The organism is Streptomyces regalis (assembly GCF_001509475.1).
GTDB lineage: Bacteria > Actinomycetota > Actinomycetes > Streptomycetales > Streptomycetaceae > Streptomyces > Streptomyces regalis.
The window spans coordinates 45,615-60,205 of the sequence record NZ_LLZG01000069.1; the positions used below are offsets into that span (position 1 = coordinate 45,615).

14 protein-coding genes are annotated in these 14,591 nt (G+C 71.7%); 8 read left to right on the forward strand and 6 right to left on the reverse strand.

Going from position 1 to position 14,591, the window contains the following annotated elements; genetic code table 11:
• Window positions 1–35: 35 nt before the first annotated feature.
• A complete protein-coding gene (locus tag ADL12_RS12000; protein WP_062701393.1) occupies window positions 36–1,379 on the forward strand; it encodes a M1 family metallopeptidase in 1,344 nt (447 codons plus the stop codon).
• Between the two features lie 13 nt (window positions 1,380–1,392).
• Window positions 1,393–1,767: a YchJ family protein gene (locus ADL12_RS12005; protein WP_107119890.1), complete on the forward strand. Its 375-nt coding sequence runs from the start codon at window positions 1,393–1,395 to the stop codon at window positions 1,765–1,767.
• A gap of 25 nt (window positions 1,768–1,792) precedes the next feature.
• On the opposite strand, the gene ADL12_RS12010 is transcribed toward ADL12_RS12005, so the two are convergent.
• Window positions 1,793–2,494 carry a FadR/GntR family transcriptional regulator gene (locus ADL12_RS12010; protein WP_062701397.1) on the reverse strand — a complete coding sequence of 234 codons (702 nt, stop codon included), beginning with the start codon at window positions 2,492–2,494 and terminating at the stop codon, window positions 1,793–1,795.
• A 143-nt stretch (window positions 2,495–2,637) separates the two neighbouring features.
• Between ADL12_RS12010 and ADL12_RS12015 the strand changes: the two genes are divergently transcribed.
• The 4 genes from ADL12_RS12015 (at window position 2,638) to ADL12_RS12030 (ending at window position 6,535) form a co-directional block, all read left to right on the forward strand.
• Window positions 2,638–3,147 carry a gluconokinase gene (locus ADL12_RS12015; protein ID WP_208614520.1) on the forward strand — a complete coding sequence of 170 codons (510 nt, stop codon included), beginning with the start codon at window positions 2,638–2,640 and terminating at the stop codon, window positions 3,145–3,147.
• 110 nt (window positions 3,148–3,257) lie between these two features.
• On the forward strand, window positions 3,258–4,670 hold the full coding sequence (locus ADL12_RS12020; RefSeq protein WP_062701401.1) for a GntP family permease: 1,413 nt from the start codon (window positions 3,258–3,260) through the stop codon (window positions 4,668–4,670).
• A 63-nt stretch (window positions 4,671–4,733) separates the two neighbouring features.
• A complete protein-coding gene (locus ADL12_RS12025) occupies window positions 4,734–5,495 on the forward strand; it encodes an SDR family oxidoreductase (protein ID WP_062701403.1) in 762 nt (253 codons plus the stop codon).
• A gap of 14 nt (window positions 5,496–5,509) precedes the next feature.
• Window positions 5,510–6,535, forward strand: a complete 1,026-nt coding sequence (locus ADL12_RS12030) for an L-idonate 5-dehydrogenase (RefSeq protein ID WP_062701404.1) — start codon at window positions 5,510–5,512, stop codon at window positions 6,533–6,535.
• An 838-nt stretch (window positions 6,536–7,373) separates the two neighbouring features.
• On the opposite strand, the gene ADL12_RS12035 is transcribed toward ADL12_RS12030, so the two are convergent.
• From ADL12_RS12035 to ADL12_RS12055, 5 genes are all read right to left on the reverse strand, one after another.
• Window positions 7,374–7,670, reverse strand: coding sequence for a hypothetical protein (locus ADL12_RS12035; RefSeq protein WP_159053145.1), 297 nt, complete (start codon window positions 7,668–7,670; stop codon window positions 7,374–7,376).
• Between the two features lie 145 nt (window positions 7,671–7,815).
• Window positions 7,816–8,439 (reverse strand): cytochrome b/b6 domain-containing protein, encoded by a 624-nt coding sequence (locus ADL12_RS12040; RefSeq protein WP_062701409.1) that lies wholly within the window; start codon window positions 8,437–8,439, stop codon window positions 7,816–7,818.
• Window positions 8,423–9,181 (reverse strand): molybdopterin-dependent oxidoreductase, encoded by a 759-nt coding sequence (locus ADL12_RS12045; RefSeq protein WP_062701411.1) that lies wholly within the window; start codon window positions 9,179–9,181, stop codon window positions 8,423–8,425. Before ADL12_RS12045 ends, ADL12_RS12040 begins: the two co-directional genes overlap by 17 nt.
• A gap of 74 nt (window positions 9,182–9,255) precedes the next feature.
• Entirely contained in the window at window positions 9,256–10,812 is a 1,557-nt protein-coding gene (locus ADL12_RS12050) for an APC family permease (RefSeq protein ID WP_062701413.1), read from the reverse strand.
• Between the two features lie 36 nt (window positions 10,813–10,848).
• Window positions 10,849–11,799, reverse strand: a complete 951-nt coding sequence (locus ADL12_RS12055) for a hypothetical protein (protein ID WP_062701415.1) — start codon at window positions 11,797–11,799, stop codon at window positions 10,849–10,851.
• Window positions 11,800–12,102: 303 nt separating this feature from the next.
• Here ADL12_RS12055 and ADL12_RS12060 point away from each other — a divergent pair, with 303 nt between their 5' ends.
• Window positions 12,103–12,999, forward strand: coding sequence for a DMT family transporter (locus ADL12_RS12060; protein WP_062701417.1), 897 nt, complete (start codon window positions 12,103–12,105; stop codon window positions 12,997–12,999).
• A 997-nt stretch (window positions 13,000–13,996) separates the two neighbouring features.
• Entirely contained in the window at window positions 13,997–14,524 is a 528-nt protein-coding gene (locus ADL12_RS12065) for an NUDIX domain-containing protein (protein WP_062701419.1), read from the forward strand.
• The last annotated feature ends 67 nt before the right edge of the window (window positions 14,525–14,591 follow it).

Genomic DNA, 14,591 nt, shown 5'->3' on the forward strand with positions numbered 1-14,591 from the left:
GTGGCAGCAGTACGGCGCAGGGAGCACAGACAGCAGTGGCAGTTCAGCAGACGGCGGGCGCGGACCCGTACTTCCCGGAGCACGGCGACCCCCGGTACCGGGTGCACCGGTATGAGCTCGCGCTGGACTACCGCCCCGGCCCGAACCGGCTGTCGGGGACTGCCCGGATCAATGCCATCGCGGGCCGGGCACCGCTCACCGAGTTCGTGCTGAACCTGGCCGACTTCAGGATCGGGCGGGTCCGGGTCGACGGCCGGCAGCCGCACTACACGCACCGCGGCGGACGGCTGCGCGTGCGCCCCGCCAAGCCGGTCCGCGCCGGGGCGGCCTTCACGGTCGAGGTGCACTGGTCGGGCAACCCCAAGCCGGTGAACAGCCCGTGGGGCGGGCTCGGCTGGGAGGAGCTGGAGGACGGGGCGCTGGTGGCGAGCCAGCCGATCGGGGCGCCGTCGTGGTACCCGTGCAACGACCGGCCGGCCGACAAGGCGTCGTACCAGATCTCGATCACCACGCCGTCGGCGTACGCGGTGGTGGCGGGCGGGCGCCTGCTGACCCGGACGACGAAGGCGTCCACGACCACCTGGGTGTACGAGCAGTCGGCGCCGACGTCCAGCTATCTGGTGGGACTGGCGATCGGCAAGTACCAGGCCGTGGTGCTGGCCGACCCGGGCCTGGGCGGGGTGCCGCAGCACGCGCACATTCCGGCGCACCTGCTGCCGGAGTTCTCGCGGGACTTCGCGCGGCAGCCCCAGATGATGCACCTCTTCCAGCAGTTGTTCGGGCCGTACCCCTTCGACGAGTACGGCGTCGTGGTGACCGAGGAGGAGCTCGATGTCCCCGTCGAGGCACAGGGGTTGTCGCTGTTCGGCGCCAACCACGTGGACGGGGCGCGGGGTTCGGAGCGACTCGTCGCGCATGAGCTCGCCCACCAGTGGTTCGGTAACAGCGTCTCCATCGCCGACTGGCGGCACATCTGGCTGAACGAGGGGTTCGCGAAGTACGCGGAGTGGCTGTGGTCGGAGCGGTCGGGCGGGCGTACGGCGCAGCAACTCGCCGCCGCCGCACACCGGTTGCTGTCGACGCTGCCGCAGGATCTGCGGCTCGCCGATCCCGGGCGCAAGTCGATGTTCGACGACCGGCTGTACGAGCGAGGCGGACTCACGGTGCACGCGTTGCGCTGCACGCTCGGCGACGACGCCTTCTTCCGCATGCTGCGGGCCTGGGCGGGCCTGCACCGGAACGGGACGGTGACGACGTCGGCGTTCGTCTCGCATGTGGCGCGGTTCGCGGCTGAGCCCGTGGACGAGCTGTTCGAGGCGTGGGTGTACGGGGCCGCGCTGCCGCCGCTGCCCGGCGGCCAGACACGGGCGGCGGGCTAGCACAATGGCGGGCATGACGACGCGTTCCTGCCCGTGCGGGCTGCCCGAGGCCTACGACCAGTGTTGCGGCCGTTTTCACGCCGGTGCGGCGGCCGCGCCGACCGCCGAAGCCCTCATGCGGTCGCGGTACAGCGCGTTCGTCAAGGGTGATGTGGCGTACCTGCTGCGGACCTGGCATCCGCGGACGCGGCCGGCGCGGCTGGACCTCGATCCGGGGATGCGGTGGACCGGGCTGGAGATCCTGGAGGCGACGGACGGCTCGGCGTTCCACTCCAAGGGGACGGTGACCTTTCGCGCCTCGTTCCGGGGCGGGTCGCTGCATGAGCGGAGCCGGTTCGAGCGGGTCGACGGGGCTTGGGTGTACGTGGACGGGGAGTTCCTGGACTGACCGAACGGGCGTCGGCCCGCTTCGCTCACGGCGCCAGTATGTCCAGCTCCTGGAGCGCGCCGACCGTGATCTCGCGGGTCAGGTGTTCCGCCCTGGCCGCGTCGCCGGCGCGGACCGCCTCCGCGACCTGGACGTGCAGGGTGACCGCGGCCGGGTCGGGGTCCTCGAACATGACCTCGTGGTGAGTGCGGCCCGCGAGGACCTCGGCGACGACGTCGCCCAGGCGGGCGAACATCTCGTTGCCGGAGGCGTTGAGGATGACGCGGTGGAAGGCGACGTCGTGGATGAGGTAGCCCTCCAGCTGGTGGCCCCGTGAGTGGGCGACCATACCGAGGGCGCACTCGGTCAGTTCGGCACATTGGCCGGCGGTGGCGTACTTGGCCGCCAGGCCTGCCGCGACCGGCTCGATCGCCGAGCGCAGCACGGTGAGTGAGCGCAGCTGCTGGGGGCGGTCGGCGCCGGCCAGGCGCCAGCGGATGACCTGCGGGTCGTAGACGTTCCACTCGGCCTTGGGACGGACCGTCACGCCGACGCGGCGGCGGGACTCCACCAGGTGCATGGACTCCAGGACGCGGACGGCCTCCCGCATCACCGAGCGCGACACGTCGAAGCGCTGGGCCAGTTCGTCCGTGCGCAGGACACTGCCCGGCGGGTACTCGCCCGCGGCGATCGCGGGGCCGAGGGTTTCCAGTACATGGCCGTGCAGCCCCCGGCCCGGTGTGCTCATGCACTCAGCGTACGGGGCAGATCACGGGATCAAAAAGTCAGACTTATTTGTCACAGGGTCTTGAATTCGTCGTACCTAATGGGTTTCAGTGTGGCCGACGTCGGATGTCGACGTCGGATGTCGAGGAAGACAGCGAGGCAGTGATGCGTACCCCCCACGTCGTCGTGGTGATGGGCGTCGCCGGCACGGGCAAGACCACGATCGGTCCTCTGCTCGCCGCACGGCTCGGCGTCCCGTATGCCGAGGGTGACGACTTCCACCCGCAGGCCAACATCGCCAAGATGTCGGCCGGCACTCCGCTCGACGACGCGGACCGGTGGCCGTGGCTGGACGCCATCGGTTCCTGGGCGCACGGGCGGGCCGGGCTCGGCGGGGTCGTCAGCTGCTCGGCACTGAAGCGGTCGTACCGTGACCGGCTCAGGGCCGCGGCACCCGGGGTGGTGTTCGTGCACCTCACGGGCGACCGGGAGGTCATCGAGGACCGGATGGCGCATCGGCAGGGTCACTTCATGCCGACCGCGCTGCTCGACTCCCAGTTCGCCACGCTCCAGCCGCTCCAGGCCGACGAGGCCGGAGTCGCCGTGGACGTCGCCGGGAGCCCCGAGGAGATCACCGAACGGGCCGTCAAGGCGCTCGACGAACTTCCCGACTGACACCGGCAACGCCGGCACCACCCACCGGTACACGCCGGTAGCGCGCCCCGGCAAGCGCCGGTACCACCCCCCACGCGTCCCCCATCCCCCGTACCTGCAAGGGAACTCCCGTGACCAGACTCAGCGTTGAGATGCTGGCAGCGGACACCGTCGAGCCCATCACCTCGGCCGGCCACGCTCAGCTGGGCCTCGCCGTCCTGGCGGGCATCGCCGTCATCGTCCTGCTCATCACCAAGTTCAAACTCCACGCGTTCCTGTCGCTGACCCTCGGAACGCTCGTGCTCGGCGCGATCGCCGGGGCACCGCTCGACAAGGCCATCGCCAGCTTCACCACCGGCCTCGGCACCACGGTCGCCGGCGTGGGCGTACTGATCGCCCTCGGCGCGATCCTCGGCAAGATGCTCGCCGACTCCGGTGGCGCCGACCAGATCGTCGACACGATCCTCGCCAAGGCGGGCGGCCGTTCGATGCCGTGGGCGATGGTGCTGATCGCCTCGGTGATCGGTCTGCCGCTGTTCTTCGAGGTCGGCGTCGTGCTGCTGATCCCGGTCGTGCTGATGGTCGCCAAGCGCGGCAACTACTCGCTGATGCGCATCGGCATCCCGGCCCTGGCCGGTCTGTCCGTGATGCACGGCCTGGTCCCGCCGCACCCCGGCCCGCTGGTCGCGATCGACGCGGTCGGCGCCGACCTGGGTGTCACGCTGGCGCTCGGCGTCCTCGTCGCCATACCGACGGTGGTCATCGCCGGCCCGCTGTTCTCGCGCTACGCCGCCCGCTGGGTGGACGTCCCGGCCCCGGACCGGATGATCCCCCAGCGTCCCTCCGAGGAATCCGGTGAAGTGGGGAAGCGCAAGCTCCCCGGCTTCGGGCCCACGCTGATCACGATCCTCCTCCCGGTCGTCCTGATGCTCTCCAAAGCGCTGGTCGACATCGTCATCGACGACCCCGAGAACACCGTCCAGCGCGTCTTCGACGTCGTCGGCTCCCCGATGATCGCGCTGCTCGCCGCCGTGCTCCTGGGCATCTTCACGCTGCTCGCGCCCGCCGGGTTCGGCAAGGAACGCCTCTCGCCGCTGGTCGAGAAGGGCCTCGCACCCATCGCGGGCATCCTGCTCATCGTCGGTGCGGGCGGCGGCTTCAAGCAGACGCTGATCGACACCGGCGTGGGCCAGATGGTCCTGGACATCTCCGAGGACTGGTCGATCCCGGCGCTGCTGCTGGCCTGGCTGATCGCGGTGGCCATCCGCCTCGCGACGGGTTCGGCGACGGTGGCGACGGTCTCCGCGGCCGGTCTGGTCGCCCCGCTCGCGGCCGACATGTCGACGACGCACGCGGCCCTGCTGGTCCTCGCCATCGGCGCCGGTTCGCTCTTCTTCAGCCATGTCAACGACGCCGGTTTCTGGCTGGTGAAGGAGTACTTCGGCCTGAACGTCGGGCAGACCATCAAGACCTGGTCCGTCATGGAGACGATCATCTCGGTGGTCGCCGGTGGTGTGGTCCTGCTGTTGTCCTTGGTCATCTAGCGCCCTTTCAAGAGCACGACTACAAGAGCACGACTGCAGGAGCACGACTTCAGGAGTATGACGATGACGGCTCACCCTCTCTTCGACATCGGCGGCCGCACGGCCCTGGTCACCGGCTCCAGCCGGGGCATCGGCCTCGCGCTCGCCCGCGGTCTGGCGGAGGCCGGCTGCACGGTGGTCCTCAACGGACGGGACGGCGAACGCCTCGCCAAGGCCGCCGGGGAACTGCCCGGCGACGTCCGCACGGCCGTGTTCGACGTGACCGACGGTCCGTCGGTGGCCGCCGGGATCGCGGATGTCGAGGAGCGGGTGGGCCCGCTCGACATCCTGGTCAACAACGCGGGCATACAACTGCGCGCACCCTTGCTGGAGTTCACGGACTCCGACTGGCACCGGATCCTGAACACCAACCTCACCAGCGCGTTCCTGGTCGGCCGGGAGGCCGCCCGGCGGATGACGGAACGCGGCCACGGAAAGATCATCAACATCTGCTCGCTGCAGAGCGAGGTCGTCCGCCCCGGCATCGCCCCCTACGCCGCCACCAAGGGCGCGCTGAAGATGCTCACCAAGGGCATGTGCGCGGACTGGGGCCCGTACGGCGTCCAGGTCAACGGCCTCGGCCCCGGCTACATCGAGACCGAGCTCACCCAACCCCTCGTCGAGGACGAGGAGTTCAGCGCATGGGTGCGGCGACGCACTCCGGCCGGGCGCTGGGGGCGTACCGAGGACCTGGTGGGCGGGGTGCTGTTCCTCGCCTCCCCAGCCGCGGACTTCGTCAGCGGGCAGGTGCTGTACGTCGACGGCGGCATGACGAGCGTGTTGTGAAGGAGGCTCCGGGGATGCTCGGTTGCGTGATCCACGGTCAGGACGACCTGCGGGTCGAGGAACTGCCGGTGCCGGTGCCCGGGCCGGGACAGGCGCTGGTGGCCGTGCGGTACGGCGGGGTCTGCGGCTCCGACCTGCACTACTGGCGGCACGGCGGGGTCGGCGACTTCCGGCTCAAGGAGCCGATGGTGCTCGGGCACGAGGTGGTCGGGACGGTCGTCTCGTACGGTGCCGGGGCATCGGGTTCGGTCGCCGGTACGGCTGTCGCGGTCCACCCGGCCACTCCCTGCTCGGTCTGCCCCGAGTGCGCGGACGGCCGGCGCAACGTCTGCCGGGACACCCGCTACCTCGGCAGCGCGGCGCGCTTCCCGCATGTGCAGGGCGGGTTCGCGGCCCAAGTGGTCGTACCCGCAAACCAGTTGAGGCCGCTCCCGGCCGGGCTCGGCCTGCAGCGGGCGGCGCTCGCCGAGCCGCTGTCCGTCGCGCTGCACGCGGTGCGGCGGGCCGGAGATGTGGCCGGGAGGCATGTCCTCGTCACCGGTGCCGGGCCCATCGGGTGTCTGGTGGTCGCGGCGGCGAAGGCGGCCGGGGCGGGGCGGGTCACCGTGACGGACCTGCTGCCGGCGGCGCTGGAGTACGCGCGGATCGCCGGCGCCGACAGCCTCGTACGGGCCGATGATCCGGACGACGCCGGGTGGCCTTCCGAGGTGGACGTGGCGATCGAGGCGTCGGGGGTCGCCGCGGGGCTGGACACGTGTCTGCGGCTGGTGCGGCGCGGGGGCGTTGTGGTGCAGCTCGGGATGCTGCCGCCGGGGCGGAGTCCCTTCGCGGGGAACCTCGTCGTGAGCCGGGAGATCGAGCTGCGTGGGGCGTTCCGGTTCGACGCGGAGTTCGACGACGCGCTGGAACTGCTCGCCACCGAGGCCTCGTTCGACGGGCTGGTCAGCGCGGTGGTGCCGGTGCGGGAGGCCGAGTCGGCGTTCGCGCTGGCCGCCGACCGGAGCACCTCCTGCAAGGTGCTGCTCGACTTCGGAGACTGAGCTTCCGCGCTGCCCGACGCCTGAACTCGCGCCGACGATCACATGAAGCGGCTTCCCCAGGGGCGCCTTCGGCCCGATGATGAGGTGATCTCTGGCGGCTGCCGCAGCCGCCGGGGGCGAGAACATCGGGGGGCGTCATGGCGGTTTCCCTCGGGATGCGTATCTCGGGGCTGCTCGTCGCAGGGGCGGTGGCGGTTGCTGCCGCGGCCTTCACGAGTGACGGGGGTGTCACTGCGGACGGCAGAGGCGGCGGGGGCACGATCGTCACCGCCGGGCCCTCCGACGGCACGCGGAGGCTGCCGGCCGGTCCGCCGAGCAGTTCCCCTCCTCCGGTACGGCAGTCGCCGGACGGCCACTTCGGTGTGCCCGCGGTCACCAGCACGCCCCGCGCTCCCCAGGGCGGAACGGTGAGCGAGAGTCCGAGCCCCTCCTCCCCCAGCCCCTCCATGAGCAAGAAACTCCTCGAAGCCCCCGCCTGGCTCCCGCCCGGCCCCGACTCACCGAACGTCGACGGCACGCCGGACCCGGCGAGCGTGTACGACCTGCTCCGCTCCCCCACCGAGTGCCGGGCCGCACTGCATGCGATCCCCCGGACGCAGGCCGACTCGGAGTGGACGCTGCTGCGCGGGCTGGCCACCGCCTGCCTGGCCGTGCAGGGCGAGGGCGGCAGCTGGGGGCAGGCGGTCCGGGACCACGCCGCGCCGGCGGACAAGGCCGACACCTGCAAGGGCCGCGCCGCGTACGCCGTCCTAGGCTCTCTGCTCGACTTTCATCGGCGCCACCCCGGCGACATCGTGCGGTTGAAGCCCTCACCGAGCGGTACTCCCGCGGCGTGCGGCTACCGGATCGCCGGGGTGGACACGGGCGGCGACGGCGAGGCACGGCCCGGCGAGGCGATCGGGATCGAGCTGGCGGACACGTACGTCGACCACGCCGAGCTGCTGCGGGACGTGAGCGTGAGCGTCGGTGGACAGCAGGTGCCCGGGGTTCCCGTACTGACGTCGGAGTCGGGCGACCGGCTGGTGCTCTCCGTCGTCGTACCGGTGCTGGAGCCGGGCCAGGTCGACGTGACCGTACGGCACGCCGGCATCGAGATCCGTATGCCGACCGCGTTCACCGTCGCCGCGCCGGACATCGTGCAGGACCCGAACCCGGCGCCGAGCGACCCTGGCGCGGCTACCGCCGCGTGGGCGCGACCAGCCACAACGAACCCGCAGACGCTCGACGACCCATCGCGGCACTCTCCGCGGCCCTTGACGGCGCTTCCCGCGGAGCGCACTTCACGGCCTCCACAGCGAATGCTCCCGCTCAGCCCACTCCCGGCTGACGGACCCCGTCCGCATCCCACGCCGCGCCTCCGGATCCCCCAGCGCCATGCCGATGTGCCCGGCGAGGACGATCCCGATGGTGAGGGCCAGCCAGTCGTGGACGAAGGTCGCACTCGTGCGCCACACCAGCGGCGCGAGATGGGTGAACCACATCATGAGACCGGTGCCCAGCATCACCAGCGTCGCCCCGGCGATCCAGGCCGCATAGATCTTCTGCCCGGCGTTGAACTTCCCCGCCGGACGGGACGCGGCCCGCTTGTCGCGGCGGAAGGCGGCGCGCAGCCACACCCGGTCGTGCGAGCCGACGCGGTTGAGGAAGCGCAGGTCGGCGCGGAACGCGCGGGAGGCCAGGCCGGCCAGGACCGGCACGGGCAGGGCGAGGCCGGCCCACTCGTGGATGTGGACCACCAGCTCGCGGCGCCCGACGAGTTCGGCGAGCTGCGGGACGTACAGGCAGGCCGCGGTCACCACGCACACGCCCATCAGTGCGGCCGTCGTGCGGTGCACCCAGCGCTCGGCCCGGCTGAAGCGCCGGACGCCGGTGGACCGGCCGGGTGCGTCAACTCGTAGGCTCATCGTCACGTCCGTTCGAGCGGCCGACCCAGGCGTCGACGTCGTAGCCCCGTTCCTCCCAGTAGCCGGGCCGTACGTCCTTGGTGACGGTGATGCCGGAGAGCCACTTGGCGGACTTGTAGAAGTACATGGGGGCCACATAGAGGCGTACCGGGCCGCCGTGGCTGTGGCCCAGGTCTTTGTCCTGCATGCGCAGGGCGACCAGGACGTCCGCGCGGCGGGCCTGGTCGAGGGTGAGGCTCTCGGTGTAGGTGCCGTCGAAGCAGGTGAAGCGCACCGCCCCGGCCCCCTCGCGCACTCCCGCGGCGTCGAGCAGCCGGGACAGGCGCACGCCTTCGAACGGTGTGTCGGGGACCCGCCAGCCGGTGACGCACTGGACGTCGCGCACCATCCGGGTCTGCGGCAGGGCGCGCAGGTCGGCGAGCGTGTAGGTGCGGGGGCGGTCGACCAGGCCGTCGACCGTGAGGCGGTAGGTGGTGGCGTTCTTGTGGGGTACGGAGGTGGCGACCGAGTAGTAGCGGAAGCCGCCGCCATTGGGGAGCAGGCCCGTCAGGCCGGTGGGGTCCTTGTCGGAGGCGCTCGCGAGGAACGACTCCAGGCCGCGCTGCAGCGTCGGCGCGGTGACCACGCCGAGGGCGCCCAGGCCCAGGGTGCCGAGGAAGACGCGGCGGCCGATGGGCTTGCCCTTTTCCTCGGCCTTCTCCTCGCCCTTCGCTTCGGAGGCTTCGGGCTGTTCGGGATTCACCTGTCCATTCGAACACCCGCGACCCGGGCGGGACCAGGAATCGCGGGTGCTCGTCAGGGTTCCGTAATCACTTCTTACGTCTGCCAGGTCGCCTCCGTCGCCGCCTTCTCCAGCTGGAACGCCTCGTTGCCGAGCCCGATGCGGGCGTGCTTCTCGGGGGCGCGGGAGCGCAGGAGCAGGCCCTGGATCAGGCCGACGGCCAGGGCGAGGGCGATGACGGCGGGAAGGGCCCAGCTCAGGGTCGAGCCCGGGCCCGCCCCGATGAGGACGTCGAAGTCCTTGACGGTGTAGACGACGATGAAGGCCAGCGCGAGGACGGCGAGCGCGGAGGCGGCCAGCCGCCAGAACTGGGCGGCGACGGCGCCACGGCGCACGAAGAAGACGATGACCGAGACCGAGGCCGCGGCCATGAGGGCGGCGACGCCCAGCGCGCCGAGGCTGCCCATCCAGGTGAACAGGTGCAGGACCGGCGCGGTCGGGTCGCCGGCGGGCTTGTCGTCGGTGAGCGCGAAGGCGGCGACGATCACGAGCGAGATCACGGTCTGCAGCAGCGAACCCGTGCCGGGGGCGCCGCTCGCGCCGCTGGTGCGGCCGAAGGTGGCGGGCAGCAGTCCCTCGCGGCCCATGGCGAAGGCGTAGCGGGCGACGACGTTGTGGAAGCTGAGCATCGCCGCGAACATGCCGGTGACGAACAGCACGTGCAGGACGTCGGTGAACCCGGAGCCGAGCAGGTCCTCGGTGAGGAAGAACAGCAGCCCGGCGCTCTGCTCCTGCGCGGTGCCGACGATCGCCGAGGGTCCGGCGGCGACGGTGTACGCCCAGCAGCTGATCGTGTAGAAGACGGCGATGCCGCCGACGGCCAGGAACATCACGCGGGGCACGAGGACGTGCGGGCGGCTGGTCTCCTCGGCGTAGACGGGGGCCTGCTCGAAACCGAGGAAGGCGGCGACGCAGAAGCACAGGGCGGTGCCGATGCCCGCGCCGGTGAGCGTGTCCGGGTTGAAGGCGTGCAGCGACAGGCCTTCCTTGCCAGGGTCGGCGAGCGCGGCGACGTCGAAGACGACCACGAGGGCGACCTCGATGATCAGCAGAACGCCGAGCACGCGCGCGTTGAGGTCGATCTTCAGCCAGCCGAGGGCGCCGACGACGAGCACGGCCAGGAGTGCGGGTATCCACCAGGCGATTTCGGTGTCGAGGTAGGTGGCGAACAGCCCGGAGACCTCGAAGCCAAAGATGCCGTAGATGCCGACCTGGAGCGCGTTGTAGGCGACGAGCGCGACCATCGCGGCGCCGGCGCCGGCCGTGCCGCCGAGGCCACGGGAGATGTACGCGTAGAAGGCGCCGGCGTTGTGGACGTGGCGGCTCATCTCGGCATACCCGACGCTGAAGAGCGCGAGGACGAGGCCGAGGATCACAAAGAGCAGCGGCTGCCCGAGGACACCCATCACTCCGAAAGTCGTGGGCATGACACCCGCGACCACCATGAGGGGTGCCGTGGCCGCGAGCACGGACAGCAGCAGGCCCGTCGTGCCCAGCCGGTCGGCGCGCAGGGCGCGGTCCTGCCCCTTGAACGTACTGATGCCGCCGCTGTCGGCGGTGGCGCTGCTCGTGCGGGAACTGCCCGTGGTCATCGGGGACCGTCCTTGGGTCGACTGCGGTTGGGGGCGTTACGCCGTGCCGAGCGCGGTGGCGCGTGCGGCACGGAAGGCGGGATACGGATCGAGGTCCGGGTACGACCAGGGCGACGGCGTGGCGTGCTCACCGATGCGGTGGAACAGGGCGGCCGCCTCGGCACTGCGGCCCTCGCAGACCTTGGCGTGGGCGAGGAAGTTCAGGTCGATGAGGCGGCGCGGGTGCCCTTCCTGCTCCCACTCCAGCCACCAGTCGAAGGCGGCCCGCATCACCTGCCGGGCCCGGCGGCCGGTCCAGTGCCCGGAGGCGGCCGTGTCGTGGGGCTCATGTCCGGCCGCAGCGAGGACGCGGTAGCGCTCGGTGTGGGCGATGACCGGGAGGATGGCGAGCGGGGAGTCGGCGGGGGCCTGCTCGGCGGCCTCGTTGGCGAAGTCGTACACCTCGTGGAGCGGGTCGGGACCGGCGCCGGGGCGGCGCTCGGCGAGCCGGGCGACCATCAGGTGATGGGCGTGGTGGTGGTCGGCGTACCGGGCGCGGACCTCGGCGAAGAGGCGGCGCACCTCGTCCTCGGCGCCCAGGGTGCTCTCCAGCATGAGCAGACCGAGCCAGGGGGTGGGGTCGGCGGGGACGAGCGCGGCGGCGGCGTGGCAGGACTCGCGGGCGCGGACCGGTTTCTCCTTGCCGCGTAACGCGCGCCGGACCAGAGCGAGGGCGAGCAGGACGGCGGCGTCGGCGGAGTCGGGTTCGGCGAGCAGCCAGTCGCGGGCCCAGGGGGCGCAGTGCGGCTCCTGGGCGAGGACGGTGACGCGGTGCCCTCTGCGGTCCCAGTCGTCGCCGGTCCGGGCGAGCAGCGAGCGGGCCGTCTGCCATCTGCCCTGGGCCAATGCCGTGCGGGCCGTGGCGAGCTCGGCGTCGTCGAGGGCCGCGTCGAAGGCGTGGGTTGCGCGCTTTCGGCCGCGGCCGAGGGGTGGCGGGGGTGGGGGCACCGTTTTGGGTTCTGTTGGGGGGAGAGTGTGGACAGTCATCAACCGATCACTCACAGCAAATCCGCAGCCAACGGTTCGCGTCAAGGGCTGCTGACGCGTTACACGCGTCAAGTGCCGTTACTCGTGGGACAGTTGCGACACCGCCATGGCCCGTAATGCCCGATTTGTTCGAAGGATGTGGCGTGCGTCATGGCGTCGCCGCCGTCCGCATCGGAGGATTGCGGGACGCGCATGCCGGGCTCTGGGCCGCGACAGTCGGCCCTCACGCACCCCGTCCGCCCGGCAGGATTCGAGGTACGCAGCGTGTCGCTTCAGATTCTGATACTTGCCGTGAGCGCTGCATGCTGCCTGGGCTTCGGCTTCGTACTGCAGCAGAACGCGGCCCAGAAGGCGCCACTGAGCGACTTTCTCTCGCCCCGGATCCTCCTCGACCTGATGAAGGTGCCGCGCTGGCTGGGCGGCATCGGGCTCATGGTGGTCGGCATGGCGCTGGGCGCGATGGCACTGGGCCAGGGCGAGATCTCCCTGGTGGAGCCGCTGCTGGCGACGAACCTGCTGTTCGCGCTCATGCTCTCCCGCCGCCAGACCAAGCGGCCACTGGGCCGCCAGGGCTGGTCGGGCCTCGCCCTGCTCGCGGGCGGAGTGACGGCGTTCATCGTCGCCGGACAGCCACAGGGCGGAACGGCGACCAGCGACCCGCTCCGGCACTGGCTGATCATCGGCGTCATGATCGGGCTGGCCCTGCTGCTCACGGCCTACGCCAAGCGCTCGCGGCTCAGCTCGGGTCCGGCGCTGCTGGCGACGGCCGCCGGTCTGCTGTACGGCGTGCAGGACGCGCTGACGCGGGTGACCGGTCAGCGTTTCGCCGAGGGCGGCATGGCGGAGGTCCTGACCGGCTGGCAGCCGTACGCCGTGGTGGCGCTCGGCCTCACCGGCCTGATCCTGGTCCAGAGCGCGTTCGAGACGGCATCCCTGCGCATGTCCCTGCCCGCCCTGACCGCGGCCCAGCCCCTCGCCGGCATCGCCTGCGGCGTCGGCTTCCTCGGCGACCGGCTCCGCACCGACGCGGGGGCACTGGCCTGGGAGGCAGCCGGACTCGCCGGCATCGTGGTGGGCATCATCCTGCTCGGCATGCACCCGGCGATGCCCTGCGGAACGAAGCAGCCGGAACGCACACCGGCACTGCAGACGGCGGGCTGACGGGGCCGGTCGGGCGGAAGCGCCGGACGGGGACGCGACAGGCACGGGCCGGTAAGACGGAGACGCCGGACGGGGACGCGACAGGCACGGGCCGGTAAGACGGAGACGCCGGACGGGGAGTAAGACGGAGACGCCGGACGGGGACGCGACAGGCACGGGCCGGTAAGACGGAAGCGCCGGACGGGGACGCGACAGGCACGGGCCGGTAAGGCGAAGGCGCCGGACGGGGACGCGACAGGCACGGGCCGGTAAGACGGAAGCGCCGGACGGGGACGAGCCGGTGTGGACGGGAAGCAGCCGCAGGGGGACCAGCCGACGCGGGCCGGAAACAGCCGCACGCGAACCAACCTACGCAGGCCGGAAACAGCCGGCCCGGACAAATACCGACCGGCTTGGAAGGGCGCGGCTGATTCGAGCAGTCACCCCTCCAGAGACGTACCGGCCGCCCCCCGGCCTGAAGCAGCCGGCCTGGACCGGCAGCAGATCACGCGCATCACGGCCGACCAGGGGCGGATACGGGCCGCGCATGGACGGGCCGACGCGGAGAGGCGCGCGCCGAGGCGGGAAAGCAGCGTCGGCTCGGACAATACGGCCCCTCGGCGCACCCGCTGCGGGCATGCGGGGAGCGGACGGCGCGCGAGCAGTGGTGTGGATCAGCGTCGGCGGGGGCAGCGACTTGTCCGGGCAGTCGCACGTCGGCGCGGGCGCGGACCCGGGGTTGACCGGACGGAAAGCAGACCCGCGCGGGCAGAGATCTCCGCGCCGCGACACACGGACCGGCCGACGCGGACACGCTCAGGCCGGCACGGCAGGCACCGACGGCTCGGACAGATGCCTCTCCCTACCCCCAGCAAGCACACCATCGAGGCAGGCGGTAGCGACAGTCGGCGGGTGCGCGCAGGGGTGGCTGGGCGGGGGGGGCGGACCGGTCCGGCGCGGGCGGAGCGCTGCGGGGTGCGTCGGGCCCGTTTGGGTGGGCCCCTGCTTGGATGGGCCCATGAGCGCTGCTGACGAGATTCTCGACATCGTCGACGAACACGACCAGGTCATCGGGCAGTCCCCCCGCGGCGAGGCCTACGCCAAGGGGCTGCGTCATCGTGCGGTCTTCATCGAGGCCCGGGATGCCCAGGGCCGCCTCTTCGTGCACCGCCGTACGCCCACCAAGCTGGTGTTCCCCTCGCGGTACGACATGTTCGTCGGCGGCGTGGTCGGCGCGGGTGAGTCCTACGAAGAAGCCGCGCTGCGTGAGGCCGAGGAGGAGCTCGGCGTGAGCGGCCTGCCCCGACCGTCGTTCCTGTTCAAGTTCCTTTACGACGACGGCGCCGGGCAGACCTGGTGGTCGGCGGTGTACGAGGTGCGCTGCGAGCTGCCCGTGAGCCCGCAGGTGGAGGAGGTCGCCTGGCACGACTTCCTGCCCGAGACCGAGGTGGAGCGGCGGCTGACGGAGTGGGCGTGGGTGCCGGACGGGCTGGCGGCCTACGAGCGGCTCAGGGCCTACCGGGCGAACGGCGGGGCGGCCGGCTGATCCACCCGTTGAGCGACCGGCAGTGCCGGCGGCACTGGCAACGCCCCCCGGCAGCCGCCCGGATATG

What these genes read in the sequence shown, in the direction of transcription:
- ADL12_RS12005 (WP_107119890.1), top strand. Translation starts at nt 1,393, where the DNA reads ATGACGACGCGTTCCTGCCCGTGCGGGCTGCCCGAGGCCTACGACCAG.
- ADL12_RS12010 (WP_062701397.1), bottom strand. Translation starts at nt 2,494, where the DNA reads ATGAGCACACCGGGCCGGGGGCTGCACGGCCATGTACTGGAAACCCTC.
- ADL12_RS12015 (WP_208614520.1), top strand. Translation starts at nt 2,638, where the DNA reads ATGCGTACCCCCCACGTCGTCGTGGTGATGGGCGTCGCCGGCACGGGC.
- ADL12_RS12025 (WP_062701403.1), top strand. Translation starts at nt 4,734, where the DNA reads ATGACGGCTCACCCTCTCTTCGACATCGGCGGCCGCACGGCCCTGGTC.
- ADL12_RS12030 (WP_062701404.1), top strand. Translation starts at nt 5,510, where the DNA reads ATGCTCGGTTGCGTGATCCACGGTCAGGACGACCTGCGGGTCGAGGAA.
- ADL12_RS12035 (WP_159053145.1), bottom strand. Translation starts at nt 7,670, where the DNA reads ATGTCCGGCGCGGCGACGGTGAACGCGGTCGGCATACGGATCTCGATG.
- ADL12_RS12040 (WP_062701409.1), bottom strand. Translation starts at nt 8,439, where the DNA reads ATGAGCCTACGAGTTGACGCACCCGGCCGGTCCACCGGCGTCCGGCGC.
- ADL12_RS12050 (WP_062701413.1), bottom strand. Translation starts at nt 10,812, where the DNA reads ATGACCACGGGCAGTTCCCGCACGAGCAGCGCCACCGCCGACAGCGGC.
- ADL12_RS12065 (WP_062701419.1), top strand. Translation starts at nt 13,997, where the DNA reads ATGAGCGCTGCTGACGAGATTCTCGACATCGTCGACGAACACGACCAG.